15 protein-coding genes are annotated in these 18,200 nt (G+C 68.6%); 11 read left to right on the forward strand and 4 right to left on the reverse strand.

The genetic code is table 11. From position 1 onward, the window contains the following. Positions 1–106 precede the first annotated feature (106 nt). From ASF44_RS29150 to ASF44_RS29175, 6 genes are all read left to right on the forward strand, one after another. On the forward strand, positions 107–2,017 hold the full coding sequence (locus ASF44_RS29150; protein WP_056902750.1) for a propionate--CoA ligase: 1,911 nt from the start codon (positions 107–109) through the stop codon (positions 2,015–2,017). 205 nt (positions 2,018–2,222) lie between these two features. Further along, a complete protein-coding gene (locus ASF44_RS29155) occupies positions 2,223–5,105 on the forward strand; it encodes a 2-oxoglutarate dehydrogenase E1 component (protein WP_056902751.1) in 2,883 nt (960 codons plus the stop codon). A gap of 35 nt (positions 5,106–5,140) precedes the next feature. Then, positions 5,141–6,427, forward strand: a complete 1,287-nt coding sequence (gene odhB / locus ASF44_RS29160; RefSeq protein WP_056902752.1) for a 2-oxoglutarate dehydrogenase complex dihydrolipoyllysine-residue succinyltransferase — start codon at positions 5,141–5,143, stop codon at positions 6,425–6,427. Between the two features lie 69 nt (positions 6,428–6,496). Further along, positions 6,497–7,924: a dihydrolipoyl dehydrogenase gene (lpdA, locus tag ASF44_RS29165; RefSeq protein WP_056902753.1), complete on the forward strand. Its 1,428-nt coding sequence runs from the start codon at positions 6,497–6,499 to the stop codon at positions 7,922–7,924. Positions 7,925–7,937: 13 nt separating this feature from the next. After that, positions 7,938–9,041, forward strand: a complete 1,104-nt coding sequence (zapE, locus tag ASF44_RS29170; RefSeq protein ID WP_056902754.1) for a cell division protein ZapE — start codon at positions 7,938–7,940, stop codon at positions 9,039–9,041. Beyond that, a complete protein-coding gene (locus tag ASF44_RS29175) occupies positions 9,038–9,700 on the forward strand; it encodes a hypothetical protein (protein ID WP_056902755.1) in 663 nt (220 codons plus the stop codon). The genes zapE and ASF44_RS29175 overlap by 4 nt, the downstream gene beginning before the upstream one ends. Before the next feature lie 78 nt (positions 9,701–9,778). On the opposite strand, the gene ASF44_RS29180 is transcribed toward ASF44_RS29175, so the two are convergent. The 3 genes from ASF44_RS29180 to ASF44_RS29190 all read right to left on the reverse strand — a co-directional run bounded on the left by ASF44_RS29180 (position 9,779) and on the right by ASF44_RS29190 (position 12,350). Beyond that, on the reverse strand, positions 9,779–10,183 hold the full coding sequence (locus tag ASF44_RS29180; protein ID WP_056902756.1) for a hypothetical protein: 405 nt from the start codon (positions 10,181–10,183) through the stop codon (positions 9,779–9,781). An 87-nt stretch (positions 10,184–10,270) separates the two neighbouring features. Further along, positions 10,271–12,091 carry a M14 family metallopeptidase gene (locus ASF44_RS29185; RefSeq protein ID WP_056902757.1) on the reverse strand — a complete coding sequence of 607 codons (1,821 nt, stop codon included), beginning with the start codon at positions 12,089–12,091 and terminating at the stop codon, positions 10,271–10,273. A 19-nt stretch (positions 12,092–12,110) separates the two neighbouring features. Then, the gene (locus ASF44_RS29190; RefSeq protein WP_056902758.1) at positions 12,111–12,350 is read right to left on the reverse strand and encodes a hypothetical protein; all 240 of its coding nucleotides are present in this window, start codon (positions 12,348–12,350) and stop codon (positions 12,111–12,113) included. Between the two features lie 135 nt (positions 12,351–12,485). Between ASF44_RS29190 and ASF44_RS29195 the strand changes: the two genes are divergently transcribed. The 4 genes from ASF44_RS29195 to flhC all read left to right on the forward strand — a co-directional run bounded on the left by ASF44_RS29195 (position 12,486) and on the right by flhC (position 14,958). Further along, positions 12,486–13,175 carry a hypothetical protein gene (locus ASF44_RS29195; protein WP_369820969.1) on the forward strand — a complete coding sequence of 230 codons (690 nt, stop codon included), beginning with the start codon at positions 12,486–12,488 and terminating at the stop codon, positions 13,173–13,175. 49 nt (positions 13,176–13,224) lie between these two features. Continuing rightward, positions 13,225–13,854, forward strand: a complete 630-nt coding sequence (locus ASF44_RS29200) for a DUF2242 domain-containing protein (RefSeq protein ID WP_235579388.1) — start codon at positions 13,225–13,227, stop codon at positions 13,852–13,854. Between the two features lie 203 nt (positions 13,855–14,057). Continuing rightward, positions 14,058–14,384: a flagellar transcriptional regulator FlhD gene (gene flhD, locus ASF44_RS29205; RefSeq protein WP_056902761.1), complete on the forward strand. Its 327-nt coding sequence runs from the start codon at positions 14,058–14,060 to the stop codon at positions 14,382–14,384. Positions 14,385–14,412: 28 nt separating this feature from the next. Next, positions 14,413–14,958: a flagellar transcriptional regulator FlhC gene (gene flhC, locus ASF44_RS29210; protein ID WP_056902762.1), complete on the forward strand. Its 546-nt coding sequence runs from the start codon at positions 14,413–14,415 to the stop codon at positions 14,956–14,958. A gap of 13 nt (positions 14,959–14,971) precedes the next feature. Here the strand turns inward: flhC and ASF44_RS29215 are convergent, their stop codons facing one another. Beyond that, a complete protein-coding gene (locus ASF44_RS29215) occupies positions 14,972–15,664 on the reverse strand; it encodes an HPP family protein (protein ID WP_056902763.1) in 693 nt (230 codons plus the stop codon). An 85-nt stretch (positions 15,665–15,749) separates the two neighbouring features. Here ASF44_RS29215 and ASF44_RS29220 point away from each other — a divergent pair, with 85 nt between their 5' ends. Next, positions 15,750–18,143, forward strand: coding sequence for a UvrD-helicase domain-containing protein (locus ASF44_RS29220; RefSeq protein ID WP_056902764.1), 2,394 nt, complete (start codon positions 15,750–15,752; stop codon positions 18,141–18,143). The last annotated feature ends 57 nt before the right edge of the window (positions 18,144–18,200 follow it).

Here is an 18,200-nt window from a genome sequence, read left to right on the forward strand (position 1 = left end):
ATCGACAAATTGTGCCAGCGCAGTATCCGAGTGCAACACCCGATTGCGTGGACGCGGCCCGCGCGGGCATGCTGCGCGCGCCCGCACTCCAACAACCGAGGAAGACATGTCCGCCTACGCAGAGTTCTACCGCCGCTCGCTCCAAGACCGCGATGCCTTCTGGGCCGAGCAGGCGCGGCTGATCGACTGGCAGCAGGCGCCCCGAACCATCTGCGACGACAGCCGCGCGCCGTTCACGCGCTGGTTCGCGGGCGGCACCACCAACCTGTGCCACAACGCCGTGGACCGGCACCTGGCCACGCGCGCCGGGCAGGCCGCGCTGATCCATGTCTCCACCGAGACCGGCGTGGAGAAGACCTACAGCTTCGCCGAACTGCATGCCGAGGTGCAGCGCATGGCCGCGGCGCTGCTGGCGCTCGGCGTGGTGCAGGGAGACCGCGTGCAGGTCTACATGCCCATGGTGCCCGAGGCGGTGTTCGCCATGCTGGCCTGCGCGCGCATCGGCGCCATCCATTCGGTGGTGTTCGGCGGCTTCGCTTCCGGCTCGCTGGCATCGCGCATCGACGACGCCGAACCCAAGGTGATCGTCAGCGCCGATGCCGGCTCGCGCGGCGGCAAGGTGATCCCCTACAAGCCGCTGCTGGACGAGGCCATCCGCCTGGCGCACCACAAGCCCCCGGCGGTGCTGCTGGTCGACCGGGGCCTCGCGCCGATGGAGCGCACGCCCGGCCGCGACCATGACTACGCGGCACTGCGCGCGCAGCATCTGGACACCACGGTCCCGTGTGCCTGGGTCGACGCCACGCACACCAGCTACACGCTGTACACCAGCGGCACCACGGGCAAGCCCAAGGGCGTGCAGCGCGACACCGGCGGCTACGCCGTGGCGCTGGCTGCCAGCCTGCCGCACATCTTCATGGGCAAGCCGGGCGAGACCTTCTTCTGCACCAGCGACATCGGCTGGGTCGTGGGGCACAGCTACATCGTCTACGGTCCGCTGATCGGCGGCATGGCCACCATCCTGTACGAAGGCCTTCCCACGCGCGGGCTGGACGGCGGCAACGACCCGGGCATCTGGTGGTCGCTGGTCGAGAAGTACAAGGCCACGGTGATGTTCAGCGCGCCCACGGCCGTGCGCGTGCTCAAGAAGCAAGACCCTGCCCATCTCGGCAAGTACGACGTCTCCAGCCTGCGGGCGCTGTTCCTGGCGGGCGAGCCGCTGGACGAGCCCACGGGCCGCTGGATCAGCGAGGCCCTGGGCGTGCCCGTCATCGACAACTACTGGCAGACCGAGACCGGCTGGCCGCTCATGACGGTGGCCAACGGCGTCGAGAAGATGCCCAGCAAGTTCGGCAGCCCGGGCGTGCCGATGTATGGCTTCGACGTGCGCCTGCTCGACGAGGCCACGGGCGAAGAGCTCACGGCACCCGGCCAGAAGGGCGTGGTCGTCATCCAGGGCCCGACGCCGCCCGGCTTCATGCAGACCGTGTGGCGCGACGACGCGCGCTTCGTCACGACCTACTGGGACAGCATCCCCGGCAAGCGCGTCTACAGCAGCTTCGACTGGGGCGTGCGCGATGCCGACGGCTACTACTACATCCTGGGCCGCACCGACGACGTGATCAACGTGGCCGGCCACCGCCTGGGCACGCGCGAGATCGAGGAGAGCATCTCGGGCCACCCCAACGTGGCCGAGGTGGCCGTGGTCGGCGTGGCCGATCCGCTCAAGGGCCAGGTGGCCATGGCCTTCGTCGTGGCGCGGGACGCCAGCGGGCTCGGCGACGACGCGGCCAGGCTGCGGCTGGAGGGCGAGATCATGAAGGTGGTCGACGGCCAGCTCGGCGCGCTGGCGCGGCCTGCGCGCGTGCAGTTCGTCGGGCTGCTGCCCAAGACGCGCAGCGGCAAGCTGTTGCGCCGCGCGATCCAGGCCGTCTGCGAAGGGCGCGACACGGGCGACCTCACGACCATGGAAGATCCCGGCGCGCTGCAGCAGATCCGCGACCTCGTGGGGCGCTGACACGCCTGCGCAGCGACACCGCACGCTGCGTGAGATCGGCGCAACAGGCCCCGGCCTGGCGCGCCCCCTCGAGTTTTCGGTGTGATAATCCGCGCCGAACTAAGGCCCTTCCTAGCCACAGTCGCATCCGCCAACCGGTTCAGCCGTGCCGCGGAAGGTTAATTCACCAGCTAATGTTCCCCCAAGGGGAGCGGAGGTCAGCGCAATGAGTGCAACGCCACCGTCGATCTACTCGGCGTACCTGAACAACACCTATCTCTTCGGGGGCAACGCGCCCTACGTCGAAGAGCTCTACGAGAACTACCTCGCCAACCCGGGCAGCGTGCCCGACAACTGGCGCGAGTACTTCGACGCGCTGCAGCACGTGCCCGCCGTCGATGGCACCAACATGCGCGACGTGCCGCATCTGCCGGTCGTCAACGCCTTCGCCGAACGGGCCAAGCAAGGCCAGACCACCGTCGTGGTGGCCAGCGGCGCCGACTCCGAGATGGGCCGCAAGCGCACGGCCGTGCAGCAGCTGATCGCCGCCTACCGCAACGTGGGTGCACGCTGGGCCGACCTGGATCCCTTGAAGCGCGATGTGCGCGACGACATCCCTGAGCTGGAACTGTCGTTCTACGGCTTCTCCGACGCCGACCAGGAGATCGTGTTCAACACCAGCAACACGTTCTTCGGCAAGAACACGATGTCGCTGCGCGACCTCACGAACGCGCTGCGCGAGACGTACTGCGGTGCCATCGGCGCCGAGTACATGTATGCCACCGACCAGAACGAGAAGCGCTGGTGGCAGCAGCGGCTGGAAAGCATCCGCAGCAAGCCCAACTTCGACGCGCAGAAGAAGAAGGACATCCTCGACCGCCTGACCGCGGCCGAAGGCCTGGAGCGCTTCCTGCACACCAAGTACGTGGGCCAGAAGCGCTTCTCGCTGGAAGGCGGCGAGAGCTTCATCGCCTCCATGGACGAGCTGGTGCAGGAAGCCGGCAAGCGCGGCGTGCAGGAGGTCGTGATCGGCATGGCCCACCGTGGCCGCCTGAACGTGCTGGTCAACATCCTCGGCAAGCTGCCGGCCGACCTGTTCGCCGAGTTCGACCACACCGCACCCGAGGAGCTGCCGGCCGGTGACGTGAAGTACCACCAGGGCTTCTCCAGCGACGTGTCCACGCCTGGCGGCCCGGTCCACCTGTCGCTGGCCTTCAACCCCTCGCACCTGGAAATCGTGAACCCGGTGGTCGAAGGCTCGGTCAAGGCACGCCTGGACCGCCGTGGCGACACCGAAGGCGACAGCGTGCTGCCCGTGCTGGTGCACGGCGACGCGGCCTTCGCCGGCCAGGGCGTCATCATGGAAACGCTGGCGCTGGCCCAGACGCGCGGTTACTACACCGGCGGCACGGTCCACATCGTCATCAACAACCAGATCGGCTTCACCACCAGCGACCCGCGCGACAGCCGCTCCACGCTGTACTGCACCGACGTCGTCAAGATGATCGAAGCGCCCGTGCTGCACGTGAACGGCGACGATCCCGAAGCCGTCGTGCTGGCCACGCAGTTCGCGCTGGACTACCGCCAGGAGTTCAACAAGGACGTGGTCGTCGACATCGTCTGCTTCCGCAAGCTGGGCCACAACGAGCAGGACACGCCCAGCCTGACGCAGCCGCTGATGTACAAGAAGATCGCCCAGCACCCCGGCACGCGCAAGCTGTACGCCGACAAGCTGGCCGCGCAAGGCCTGGGCGACACGCTGGGCGACGACCTGGTCAAGGCCTACCGCGCCGCCATGGACTCGGGCAAGCACGCCGAAGCCATCACCATCAGCAACTTCAAGAGCAAGTACGCGGTCGACTGGTCGCCCTTCCTCAACAAGCGCTGGACCGATGCCGGCGACACCGCCATTCCGCTGACCGAGTGGAAGCGCCTGGCCGAACGCATCACCACGATCCCGGACAGCGTCACCCCGCACCAGCTGGTCAAGAAGGTCTACGCCGACCGCGCCGCCATGGGCCGCGGCGAGATCAACGTCGACTGGGGCATGGGCGAGCACATGGCCTTCGCCTCGCTGGTGGCCAGCGGCTACCCGGTGCGCCTGTCGGGCGAGGATTGCGGCCGCGGCACGTTCACGCACCGCCACGCCGTGATCCACGACCAGAACCGCGAGAAGTGGGACACCGGCACCTACACGCCGCTGCACCACGCGGCCGATGGCCAGGCGCCCTTCGTCGTGATCGACTCCATCCTGTCCGAAGAGGCGGTGCTGGGCTTCGAATACGGCTACGCCTCCAACGACCCCAACACGCTGGTGATCTGGGAAGCCCAGTTCGGCGACTTCGTCAATGGCGCGCAGGTCGTGATCGACCAGTTCATCGCCTCCGGCGAGGTGAAGTGGGGCCGCGTCAACGGCATCACGCTGATGCTGCCGCACGGCTACGAAGGCCAGGGGCCCGAGCACAGCTCGGCCCGCCTGGAGCGCTTCATGCAGCTGGCGGCCGACACCAACATGCAGATCGTGCAGCCGACGACGGCCAGCCAGATCTTCCACGTGCTGCGCCGCCAACAGGTCCGCAACCTGCGCAAGCCGCTGATCATCATGACGCCCAAGTCGCTGCTGCGGAACAAGGACGCGACCTCGCCGCTGTCCGAGTTCACCAAGGGCAGCTTCCAGACCGTCATCCCCGACCAGAGCGAAGCCATCGCCAAGGGCGCGGCCAAGGTCAAGCGCGTCATCGCCTGCTCGGGCAAGGTCTACTACGACCTCGTCAAGAAGCGCGAGGAGAGGGGTTCGGACGACGTGGCCATCATCCGCGTCGAGCAGCTGTACCCGTTCCCGCACAAGGCCTTCGCCACCGAACTCAAGAAGTACCCGAGCCTGGTGGATGTGGTGTGGTGCCAGGACGAGCCGCAGAACCAGGGCGCCTGGTTCTTCGTGCAGCACTACATCCACGAGAACATGAGCGAAGGCCAGAAGCTGGGCTATGCCGGCCGCGCCGCCTCGGCCTCTCCGGCCGTCGGCTACGCGCACCTGCACCAGGAACAGCAGAAGGCGCTGGTCGATGCCGCCTTTGCCAAGCTCAAGGGCTTCGTGCTGACCAAGTGAACCCTGTCTGAACAGAACAAACCGGAAACAGAAAAATGGCGATCGTTGAAGTGAAGGTTCCGCAACTGTCGGAATCGGTGGCAGAAGCCACGATGTTGCAGTGGAAGAAGAAGGCCGGCGAGGCCGTGGCCATCGATGAGATCCTGATCGAGATCGAGACCGACAAGGTCGTGCTCGAAGTGCCGGCGCCCGCCGCCGGCGTGCTGGCCGAGATCGTGCAGGGTGACGGTGCCACCGTGGTGGCCGACCAGCTGATCGCAAAGATCGATACCGAAGGCAAGGCCGGTGCGGCTGCATCCGCCGCGCCCGCTGCCGCACCTGCGGCGGCGGCTGCAGCTCCCGCGCCGGCTGCCGCCAGCGCACCCGCTGCGGCACCGGCCGCCGGCGGCAGCAAGGGCGACGTGGCCATGCCGGCCGCCGCCAAGCTGCTGGCCGAGAACAACCTGCCCGCCAGCGCCGTGGCCGGCACCGGCAAGGACGGCCGCGTGACCAAGGGCGACGTGCTGGGCGCCGTGGCCGCAGGCGCAGCCAAGCCCGCCCCCGCCCCCGTGGCGATCCCGACGGGCGCGCCCAAGGCCGCGCTGCCGCAGGTGGCCGCCCCCGTGGCGCCCGACCTGGGCGACCGCCCCGAGCAGCGCGTGCCCATGAGCCGCCTGCGCGCCCGCGTGGCCGAGCGGCTGCTGCAATCGCAGTCGACCAATGCCATCCTGACCACCTTCAACGAAGTCAACATGGCGCCGGTCATGGAGATGCGCAAGAAGTTCCAGGACCAGTTCACCAAGGAACACGGCGTCAAGATCGGCTTCATGAGCTTCTTCGTGAAGGCCGCAGTCCATGCGCTCAAGAAGTACCCGGTGCTCAACGCATCGGTCGACGGCAACGACATCGTCTACCACGGCTACTTCGACATCGGCATCGCGGTCGGTTCGCCGCGTGGCCTGGTGGTGCCCATCCTGCGCAACGCCGACCAGATGAGCTTCGCCGCGATCGAGAAGAAAATCGCCGAGTACGGCAAGAAGGCCGCGGACGGCAAGCTCGGCATCGAGGAGATGACCGGCGGCACCTTCTCGATCTCCAACGGCGGCACGTTCGGCTCCATGCTGTCCACGCCCATCATCAACCCGCCGCAGTCGGCCATCCTGGGCGTGCATGCTACCAAGGACCGCGCGGTGGTGGAGAACGGCCAGATCGTGATCCGCCCGATCAACTACCTGGCGATGAGCTACGACCACCGCATCATCGACGGCCGCGAAGCCGTGCTGGGCCTGGTCGCGATGAAGGAAGCGCTGGAAGACCCGTCGCGCCTGCTGTTCGACATCTGATCGCGCGCAGCCACAGCCAACGCCCCGCCCGCGGGGCGTTGTTCCATTTCAATCCAGGAATTTCTCACCATGTCCCAAGCATTTGACGTCGTCGTCATCGGCGGCGGCCCCGGCGGCTACATCGCCGCGATCCGCGCCGCCCAACTCGGTTTCCAGGTCGCCTGCATCGACGAATGGAAGAACGGCAAGGGCGGCCCGGCCCCGGGCGGCACCTGCACCAACGTGGGTTGCATCCCCTCCAAGGCGCTGCTGCAGTCGTCCGAGCACTTCGAGCACGCCAACAAGCACTTTGCCGACCACGGCATCACGGCCTCCGACGTCAAGATCGACGTGGCCAAGATGCTGGCCCGCAAGGACACCGTCGTGAAGCAGAACAACGACGGCATCCTGTACCTGTTCAAGAAGAACAAGGTCACCTTCTTCCACGGCCGCGGCTCCTTCGCCAAGGCCGAAGGCGGTGTCTATGAGATCAAGGTCGCGGGCGCCAAGGAAGAGTCCATCACCGGCAAGCACATCATCCTGGCCACGGGCTCGAACGCGCGCGCGCTGCCCGGCGTGCCCTTCGACGAAGAGACCGTGCTGTCCAACGACGGCGCGCTGCGCGTCGGTGCGGTGCCCAAGAAGCTCGCGCTGATCGGCTCCGGCGTGATCGGCCTGGAGATGGGTTCGGTCTGGCGCCGCCTGGGTGCTGACGTGACCATCCTCGAAGGCCTGCCGACCTTCCTGGGCGCGGTCGACGAGCAGATCGCCAAGGAAGCCAAGAAGGCCTTCGACAAGCAGGGCCTGAAGATCGAACTGGGCGTCAAGGTCGGCGAGGTCAAGGCCGGCAAGGGCGGTGTGTCCGTGGCCTACACCAACGCCAAGGGCGAAGCGCAGACGCTGGACGTGGACAAGCTGATCGTCTCGATCGGCCGCGTGCCGAACACGGTCGGCCTGAACGCCGAGGCCGTGGGCCTCAAGCTGGACGAGCGTGGCGCCATCGTGGTCGACGACGACTGCAAGACCAGCCTGCCCAACGTCTGGGCCGTCGGCGACGTGGTGCGCGGCCCCATGCTCGCGCACAAGGCCGAGGAAGAGGGCGTGGCCGTGGCCGAGCGCATCGCCGGCCAGCACGGCCATGTCAACTTCAACACCGTGCCGTGGGTCATCTACACCAGCCCCGAGATCGCGTGGGTCGGCCGCACCGAGCAGCAGCTCAAGGCCGATGGCGTGGCCTACAAGGCCGGCACGTTCCCGTTCCTGGCCAACGGTCGGGCGCGCGCGCTGGGCGACACGACCGGCATGGTCAAGTTCCTGGCCGACGCCAAGACCGACGAGATCCTGGGCGTGCACATCGTCGGCCCCATGGCCAGCGAGCTGATCTCCGAGGCCGTGGTGGCCATGGAGTTCAAGGCCAGCGCCGAGGACATCGCGCGCATCTGCCACGCCCACCCCTCGCTCAGCGAAGCCACCAAGGAAGCTGCGCTGGCCGTCGACAAGCGCACCTTGAACTTCTGAGCTGGCGCCAGGGATGACGGGCCCGGTCAGGTCGGCCTACGATGCGGAGCTGGCCTCCCGCGGCTACCAGAGCGACCCCGCGCAGCTGCGCGCGGTGGCCGCGCTGGAGCGCTGCGCCGCCGAGTGGGCGGCCTACAAGGACAAGCGTTCCAACGCGTTCAAGAAGCTGATCCACCGCCTGCCCATTCCCAAGGGCGTGTACATGTACGGCGGGGTAGGGCGCGGCAAGAGCTTCCTGATGGATTGCTTCTTCAACGCCGTGCCGATCAAGCGCAAGACGCGGCTGCACTTCCACGAGTTCATGCGCGAGGTGCACCGCGAACTGGTGGACCTGCAGGGCACGGTGAACCCGCTGGACGAGCTCGGCAGGCGCATTTCCAAGCGCTACAAGCTGATCTGCTTCGACGAGTTCCACGTCGCCGACATCACGGACGCGATGATCCTGCACCGGCTGCTGCAGTCGCTGTTCGACAACGACGTGGGCTTCGTCACCACCTCCAACTTCATCCCCGACGGGCTGTATCCGGACGGCCTGCACCGCGACCGCATCCTGCCCGCCATCGCGCTCTTGAACGCGCAGATGGAGGTGGTCAACGTGGACAACGGCACCGACTACCGGCGCCGCACCATGGAGCAGGTGAAGCTCTACCACACGCCGCTCGGCCCCGAGGCCGATGCGCAGATGACCGAGGCCTTCGACCGCCTGGCCGACCACAGCGACGAGGACCCGCTGCTGCACATCGAGGCACGCGAGATCCGCGCGCGCCGCAAGGCGGGCGGCGTGGTGTGGTTCGATTTCCGCACGCTGTGCGGCGGCCCGCGCTCGCAGAACGACTACCTGGAACTGGCCAGCCGCTTCCACACGGTGCTGCTGTCCGATGTGCCGGCCATGCCGGTGCGCATGGCCTCCGAGGCCAGGCGCTTCACCTGGCTGGTGGACGTGCTGTACGACCGGCGCGTCAAGCTGATCATGTCGGCCGCGACGCCGCCCGAAGAGCTGTATACGGAAGGCCCCTTGGCGCACGAGTTTCCGCGAACCGTGTCACGCTTGAACGAAATGCAATCGGTCGAATTCCTAGCGCTGGAGCACCGCACCGTGGACACGGGGCTCACATGAACGCCGCACGCCTGTGCGCCAGCCTGGCGCTGCTCGTGGCGGCAAGCGCCTGGGGCCAGAGCACCACCCCCGTCAGCCAGGAGCAACTGGCGGCCGAGAAGGCGCGCATCGCCAGCGAACGCGCCAACGTCGCCAAGCGTTTTGCGGCCGAGGAACGCGCCTGCCACCAGCGCTTCGCGGTCAACGACTGCCTGCGCCGCAACCGGGCCTGGCAGCACGAAGCCCTGGCCGACCTGCGCCGCCAGGAGATCGTGCTCAACGACAGCGAGCGCCACCGGCGCGCGGCAGAGCGCATGGACAGCCTCGAAGAAAAAAGCCGCGCGCGTGCGGCCGAGCAGGCAGAGCGTCCGGTGGCCGAGCCCCGCACGCCCAACGCTGCGCCGCGGCCGGGCGGTGGCAAGCTGCCGCAGGCCGGCGATCCCGCACCACGCGTGCCCGACCAGGCCGCCATCCACGACTACCAGGAACGCATGGAGCGCAAGCAGGAGCGCCACACGCAAGCCCAGGCACAGCGCGCCGAAAGGGCTGCGCAGGCGGACGAGGAAGCGCGCCGCAACGAGGCACGCGTGCGCGAGGCAGAGGAACGCAAGGCCAGCGTGCTGCGGCGCAATGCCGCAGAGCCCAGCAAGGGGCAGCCGCTGCCATCGCCGGCACCCTGAGCCAGGCAGATCGAGCGGCGAGAACAGGGTCCGAATGGCCTGATCGGCCCGGGCCACTGAGCCAGGTTCAAGCCAGGTTCAAGCCAGGTCTTCGATGACGAGCCGGCGGTACTTTTCCGCAAACGAGAACGGCGCCGTGCGCACCACGCGCATCACGGCCTCCGTCTCGTCGGCATCGGGTGCATGCACCATCACGGCCCAATGGCCCTGGCCCGCGAGCGCCGCATATTGGCGCACGGTGGCCGCTTCTGTACCGGCCGAAGGCAATGGAATGTCTGCGCTGCCCACCGTGCGCACGACCTTCTCCAGGATCTGCTGGGGCGACAGCAGCATGACGGGCTTTTCCGACAGGCCTTCGCGCTCCAGCGTCTCGCCGATGTTGCGGGCGTCCTGCTCGCTCGGGAACATCGCGAACACGTAGCCGGTGGGATAGAAGACGCCGGCCAGCGTCAGCATGTCGGGGTCGAGTTCGAAGGCATGCATGGGGAACTCCTTGTAGTGTTCCCCCATTGCAGTGCACACCGGGCGCAGCCGCTGTCGGCCACGGTGGTCGCCCGGTGTAGGACGCGCTCAGAAGCCGCCGGCCGGCAGCGGTTCCAGGCGCATCGTGGGTTCGCCCACCACGCGGGCCTGGCTCTGCAGCGCATCGACCACGCGGTTGGCGAAGTAGCTGTTCTGCGTGTCGGGCTCCAGCGCGGCGACGACCAGGTTGGCCAGCGGCTGCGACAGGGGCACGTAGTAGCTGCCCATCGGCGTGTCCAGCACGCCGCGTGACAGCGCCACCTCCACCTGCACGATGGGCGCGGCATCGGCGATGCTGCCGCGCACGTCGCTGCGCTCGCCGCTGGCACGCGCGGTTTCCCGGTAGCTTTCGCCCAGCACGGCACCGGGCTCGGCCACGCGCATGACCTGCACGCCCAGCTGCTGCAGGCGTTCCACGGCCTGGGTGGCGGCCGCTGCCAGCCAGTAGCCGCAGGGGCGGCTACGGGTCTTGAGCGGGCGCAGTTCCAGCGCGGAATTCCAGTCCACGTCGATGGGGCGGTCGGCACCGGTGGCCGGGTCCAGCATCACCAGCGCGCGGCGCTGCGGTGTCGGGCCGGCGCTGGTCACCATCTCGCCGCGGCAGGCATTGCCCGCGGCCTCGCGGTCCATGTACGAGCGCACCTTGCCCAGGTCATCGGCGCGCTGCGAGGCGCTCTGCAGCACGCTGGACAAGGCCACGACCTGGGTGTGCACGCGGCGCTGGATGTGCAGCCGGCCGATGCCCACGCCCCGCGTTTCCAGCAGCAGGCTGACGGAGTTGCGCAGACCGTAGACGTTGCGGCCGGTGTCGGGCTGCGTGCCGCCCATGGAGATGCGCAGGTCGTTCGGGTCGGTGGAGGTGGTGTAGTACCACTCGCTGGTCAGGCCCTCTCGGTTCAGCGCGGCCGCCATCGGGCGGCGGAACCACTCCTCGGAGGCACGCGGCATGAACTCGGACAGGTTGGCCGTGGTGGCGTATTGCAGCAGCGCGTCGAACTTCTGGATCGCGCCGTACTTCTCGAGGAAGCGGCCGACCACGGTGTACTCGTGCGCGTCCACGGTCACCGCGGGCTGGTAGTCGCGTTGCAGCCGGGCCAGCGCGCGCGCCTCGGGCGTGCGCAGCAGCAGGTGGTCGCGGTTCATGTCGATGCCGCTGGCGGTCACGCGCTTTCCGGCGGCCGCGCCGTCGGGGTTGGCGCGCGGCAGCAGCACCACGTTGATGCGGTCCAGCAGCGGCTCCAGCCGGCCCTGGGCGAGTTCGCGTGCCAGCACCAGCAGGGCTTCGGCCGGCGCCGGCTCGTCGCCGTGCTGCTGGCCGACCAGCAGCACCGTGGGCTTGCCGCTGGCCAGCAGCGTGGCCGGGTCGGTGGACGCGGCGCGCGTGAGCACCAGCGCCTCCAGCGGCGTGCCGCTCTGCGACGCGCCCAGGCCCAGCAGGCCGACACGGCTGCGGCCGCCCGCACTGGCCGCAGCCAGGTCGCGCAGCCAAGTGGAGATCTCGCCGTTGCTGCTGAACTGGTCGCGGCCGGCGGCCAGGCCCGGCGTGTTGTAGACGATCGCAGGGTCGGGGAAGCGCGCGGCGACCTCGGGACCGTAAGGCGCCGGGGGCACGGCAGGCGCCGCCGCACTGGCCGCTCCCGGTGGTGGCACGGCCTCGACGACGACGGCGGGGGCCGGACTGCCGATCGCGGGCGGGCTCGTCGTGGGGGCGGCGGCCGGCGCCGCAGCGCTGCCCATGTTGACCACGGCCGGCGCGGTGCGCGCGGTCGGGCGGTCCGGCCAGGGCGGCAGTTGGGTGCTGCCGCAGGCGGTCAGCAGCGCCAGCGCGGCCGGGGCCAGCGCGCGCAGTGCAATGGGGCGAAGCTTCATGGGGCGTTTGGCGAGGAGGTCAATACTGGCTCTGGCTGGGCGGTGCCAGCACCGCCATCAGCGCCTCTGCGGTAACTTCGAAGGACAGCAGCTTGCGCTCCGTGCCCGGCAGCGAGGCCAGCAGTTCGCGCGTGTTGTCGAGTTCGTGGCGCAGGCCCTTGATCGAGTCCAGGTCGCCACGGTGCGGCGCCAACAGCAGCTTGACTGCAGCCAGCAATGCCAACTGCGAGCCGGCGGAATCATCAGGGTTCAGGGGCATGGAGGTCTCCGTCGCTCGTGCGTGAGGCGCACAGTATGCCTTGGGCTTTCCGGCCTTCGGCCAAGGGCACAATGCCGCTCCGATTGCACCGATATGGGTACCGCCACCGCACTCTCCCGCGCACACGCCCGCCGCTTGCGCGAGGTCTACCGCTCGGCCGGCTGGCCCTGGCAGGACGTGGTGGAACTCGAGCTGCTCGCGCTGGGATTGCTGGAGCGCCAGCAGGCCGACGGGCACGACAGCGTGCGGCTGACCGAGGCCGGCATCCAGGCCGTGGCGCAGGCCGCCGTGCGCAACCAGCGCGCCCTGTCGGCGCACGAGGCGCTGGTCGAGCGTGTCGCGCGCGAGCAGGGGCGGGCCGGGCGCATCGCCTGGCGTGGGCTGGCCCTGCGCGCGCTGCTGCCGCCGGCGACGGAAGGCGCCGCGCCGGTCTGGTGCATGGCCTGCCCCGACGTCTTCTCGATCCGCAACACCTCGGTGGCCAGCTATGTGGACCCGGTGGTGCACGAGATCAAGGTCAGCCGCGCAGACCTGCTCGGCGACCTGCGCAGGCCAGCCAAGCGCCAGGCCTACCTGGACCTGGGCGGCCAGTGCTGGTACGTGCTGGGCCGCGACGCGCGCGGGCATGCCATCGGCGATGCCGACGATGTGCCGGCCGAATGCGGCGTGCTGGTGCAGCAGGAGGACGGCCAGCTCTGCGTCCAGCGCAACGCCCAGCGGCGCGAACGCCTGGCGTTGCCGTTCCATGTCTGGATGGCGCTGGCCCGTGCCACGCCGTGCGCGGGCCTGGACGAGGGCGCGCAGCAGCTCCTGCGCGCCGGCTGAAACAAGTCCTTGCCGCTGGTGCGCCTGTGCGGAACTTCCTGCCACGTCCGTGGCCTACACTTTCGCGCAGCCCCTTCCCAAGCACATGATCCAACGGCCTTCTCGCATCCTCGCCCTCGGCGCGCTGTCGCTCGCGCTGCTGACCGGCTGCCAGTTGCCACGCCAGCCCTTGGCGCCGCAAGAGCATTTCGACTCGAGCTCCACCTACTCGCGCAGCTTCGGCGCCTCGCCGTCGGAGACCTGCGAGGCCGCGCGGCGCGCATTGCTGAGCCAGGGCTACCTGATCAACACCGCCACCAAGGACCTGGTGGACGGCCGCAAGAATTTCCAGCCGGCCGTGGACACCCACGTGCAGATGGAGATCCGCGTCGTCTGCGCGCCCGAGACGCGCAGCGGCAAGAGCACGCTGGGCTTCGTCACCGCGCAACAGGACCGTTTCTCGCTCAAGAAGAGCGCCACCGCCGCCAGCCTGGGCGTGGGCGCGGTGGGCACGCTCTCGCTGCCGTTCGCGGCCAGCGACGATTCGCTGGTGCGCATCGGCAGCGAGACCATCGCCACGCAGGACTTCTACGAACGCCTGTTCCAGCTGATCAACCGCTTCCTGCTCGACGAGGACGAGGAAGAGCGGCAGCAGGATGGCGGCGGCAGGCCGCCACACCCGGACAAGCCGGCAGCCTGAGGCCCGAGGCGCTGTAGTCGCAGGCCGGGCGACGCTGTAGGCCTTTTTCCTACATGGCCGGCCGACGGGGGAGACGCGGTGTCCATCCATCCCCCGACTCAAAAGCTTTTGGGCGGCAACCACAATCCATTTCAACGGATCACGACCCTTCGCCTGCAGTAGATGCAGTGCCCGGATCCGCTGACTTGCCAAGGAGTGCCGCCATGAACACCGACCAGATCATTGCCGAGATCCGCGAAGCCAACCTCACCTACCTGATGCTGGCCCAGAACCTGATCCGCCAGGACAAGGCGGCCGCACTGTTCCGCCTGGGCATCCAGGAGGAGGCCGCCGACATCCTGGGTGCGCTGTCGGCAGCGCAGATCCTCAAGCTGGCCTCCAGCAACATGCTGCTGTGCCATTTCCGCGTGGACGACAACCTGGTCTGGAACCTGCTGACCAACCACGACGTGAAGAAGGTCGGCAACGAGGCCACCAACAAGCTGCACGCCAACATCCTGATGGCCGGCCGCCTGGCCGAAGTCATCTAAGCATCCCCCCGTCCGCAGGAGCAAAGCCATGGCCGCCGCCTCGACCAAGAGTGTGCTGAACGATTCGCGCCAGATCGAGCGCGCCGCGATGCTGATCCAGATGGGTGCCCGCATGCAGGTGCTGGAGTCGGAGACGGACCTCTCGTACGAGCGGCTGCTGCGCCTGTACAAGGAAGTGGCGGGCAAGTCGCCGTCCAAGGGCCAGCTGCCGTTCTCCACGGACTGGTTCCTGTCCTGGCAGGAGAACATCCACTCCTCGCTGTTCCTGAACATCTACGAGTACCTGTCCAAAAGCATGGACATGGACCCGATCGACATGCTGACCAAGGCCTACCGCCTCTACCTGGAGCAGGTGGGCGCGGCAGAGATCGACCCGCTGCTGTCGTTCACGCGGGCCTGGCGCCTGGTCAAGTTCGTCGATGCCAACATGCTCAACATGACCGCCTGCAGCAGCTGCGGCGGCAAGTTCGTCTCCGAGCTCTACGAGAACCCGCGCACCTACCTGTGCGGCCTGTGCAACCCGCCGGCGCGCGCGGGCAAGTGCAAGGGCGAACGTTCGCTGATGCTGCAGTGAGCCACGCGGCCTTCTAGCTCCACAGATCCAGCGGGGGCTCGTGCGCCACGGCGCGCACGATGTCGCTGCGCGAGACGAAGCCGATCACCGAACCGGCGTCGTCCACCACCGGCAGGCCGGGCAGGCCGTCCTCGTGCAGCACGCCGGCCACGCGCCGGATCTCGTTGTCGGCCGAGGTGCTGGGCACGGGCGTCCACATCAGTTCGCCGACGGGCTGGGCCATCAACGCCGACCAGGTCTCGGGCGAGAGCGCGGGCAGCGCCAGACGCTCGGCCCGCAGCAGGTCCGCCCGCAGCAGCAGGCCCACCAGCATGCCCGAGGCGCTGACCACGGGCGCCTGCGCGTAGCCGTGGTAGGCCAGCAGTTTCCAGGCTTCCAGCACAGGCGTGCTCTCGGGCAGCGTGAGGGCGGGCGTGTGCATGATCTCGGCCACCCGCACGAGCGGCTGGCGCTGGGTGTCAGCCGCGCCCGTCTGGGCATAGGCGGCCAGCGCGGTCCGGCTCGCCACCGTGGTGCCGGCGGCCGGCACGGCGACCGGCTCCAGCGGGGTGTTCAGCGCAGGGTCGGCCGAGACGCGCTCGGGCAGCACCTCTTCGTTGGGATCGATGCGGCGCGTGCGCGCGGCCGCGTTGACCCGCTCGATCTGGCGCAACTGCTCGGCCGAGCCGGTGAACTGGCGTCCGCCGACGCCGTAGACGGAAAACATGGGCTGCCTCCTTCGCGCTGCGCGCGGGACTGGGGCTGTGACTGCGGCGGAAATTACCACAGCGCCCGCTTCCTACAATCGCCCGATGCTTCCTTTCGATCCCCCGGCGGCCGATGCCGCGTCGCCGCTGCTGCGCCAGCTCAATCCCGAACAGCTGGCGGCAGTCACCCTGCCGCAGGAGCACGCGCTGATCCTGGCCGGCGCCGGCTCGGGCAAGACGCGCGTGCTGACCACCCGCATCGCCTGGCTCCTGTCCACCGGCCAGGTCTCGCCCGGCGGCATCCTGGCCGTGACCTTCACGAACAAGGCCGCCAAGGAAATGATGACGCGGCTGGGCGCGATGCTGCCCGTCAACGTGCGCGGCATGTGGATCGGCACCTTCCACGGCCTGTGCAACCGCTTCCTGCGCGCGCACTACAAGCTGGCCAACCTGCCGCAGAGCTTCCAGATCCTGGATACGCAGGACCAGCTGTCGGCCATCAAGCGGCTGCTCAAGCAGCACAACATCGACGACGAGCGCTTCCCGCCCAAGCAGCTGCAGTGGTACATCAGCGGCAACAAGGAGGAGGGCCTGCGCGCCCACGACCTCAACGGCCGCGACGAGGACACGCGCAAGAAGATCGACCTGTACCGCCTGTACGACGAGCAGTGCCAGCGCGAGGGCGTGGTCGACTTCGCCGAGCTGCTGCTGCGCAGCTTCGAGCTTTTGCGCGACAACGACCCGATCCGCGAGCACTACCAGCGGCGCTTTCGCCACATCCTGATCGACGAGTTCCAGGACACCAACACGCTGCAGTACGCCTGGATCAAGATGCTGGCCGGCAAGGCCGAGGCCGACCACAGCCAGCCGGCCCACCACGCCGGCAGCGTGCTGGCGGTGGGCGACGACGACCAGAGCATCTATGCCTTCCGCGGCGCGCGCGTGGGCAACATGTCGGACTTCGTGCGCGAGTTCGACGTGCGCCAGCAGATCAAGTTGGAGCAGAACTACCGCAGCCACGGCAACATCCTCGATTCGGCCAACGCGCTGATCGAGCACAACAGCCGCCGCCTGGGCAAGAACCTGCGCACCGACCGGGGCCCCGGCGAGCCGGTGCGCGTGGTCGAGCAGACCAGCGACTTCGCCGAGGCGCAGTGGATGGTGGACGAGATCCGCCAGCTCGTGCGCGACGACGTGCCGCGCAAGGAAATCGCGATCCTGTACCGCAGCAATGCGCAGAGCCGCGTGATCGAGACCGCGCTGTTCAATGCCGCCATGCCCTACCGCGTGTACGGCGGGCTGCGCTTCTTCGAGCGGGCCGAGATCAAGCACGCACTGGCCTACCTGCGCCTGCTGGAGAACCGGCACGACGACACCAGCTTCCTGCGCGTCGTGAACTTCCCGCCGCGCGGCATCGGCGCGCGCAGCATCGAGCAGCTGCAGGACGCCGCGCGCACGCACGGCTGCTCGCTCAACGACGCGGTCAGCAGCCTGACGGGCAAGGCCGGCAGCAACCTCACGGCCTTCGTCGCGCGCGTGGACGTGCTGCGCGAGCAGACCGCGGGCCTCACGCTGCGCGAGATCATCGAGCAGGTGCTGGACGGCAGCGGCCTGCTCGAACACTACAAGGCCGACCGCGAAGGCGCCGACCGGGTCGAGAACCTGGAGGAACTGGTCAACGCGGCCGAGAGCTTCGTGACGCAGGAAGGCTTTGGCCGCGATGCCGTGGCCCTGCCGCTGGACGAGCACGGGGCCGGGCTCAGCCAGTCGCCTGCCAGCCAGGGCCTGGACCCGAACGCGCCCGTGGTCGATGCGCCGTTGCCCGACATCGCCCCCGATGTCACGCCGGAAACGGGCGAGACCCTGTCGCCGCTGGCGGCCTTCCTGACCCACGCGGCGCTGGAGGCCGGCGACAACCAGGCCCAGGCCGGCCAGGACGCCGTGCAGCTCATGACCGTGCATTCGGCCAAGGGCCTGGAGTTCGACTGCGTGTTCATCGGCGGCATGGAGGAGGGCCTGTTCCCGCACGAGAACAGCATGACCGAGCGCGATGGGCTGGAGGAAGAGCGCCGGCTCATGTATGTGGCCATCACGCGCGCCCGCGACCGGCTGTACCTGAGCTTCTCGCAGACCCGGCTGCTGCACGGGCAGACGCGCTACAACCTGCGCAGCCGCTTCTTCGAGGAGCTGCCCGAGGACGCGCTCAAGTGGATCACGCCGCGGCAGTCGGGCTTCGGCGGCATGCGGGGCGCCGCACCAGGCCGCTTCGGCATCGAGGCCGGCAATTTCCCCTCGGCCGCCGCGCCGCTGCCGCCGCAGAAGGCCGCGCCGGCCCACGGCCTGCGCGCCGGCATGAAGGTGTTCCACACCAAGTTCGGCGAGGGCACGGTCAAGTTGCTCGAAGGCAACGGCGACGACGCACGCGCCCAGATCGACTTTCCGCGCCATGGCACCAAGTGGCTGGCGCTGGCCGTGGCCAAACTCACCCCGGTGCCCTGACGACTACTGGTTTCGCTCTATTTTCGAACCAATGTGTTCGGATATTGTGGGTGCATT

The organism is Pseudorhodoferax sp. Leaf274 (assembly GCF_001422445.1).
Taxonomy (GTDB): Bacteria; Pseudomonadota; Gammaproteobacteria; order Burkholderiales; family Burkholderiaceae_C; genus Pseudorhodoferax.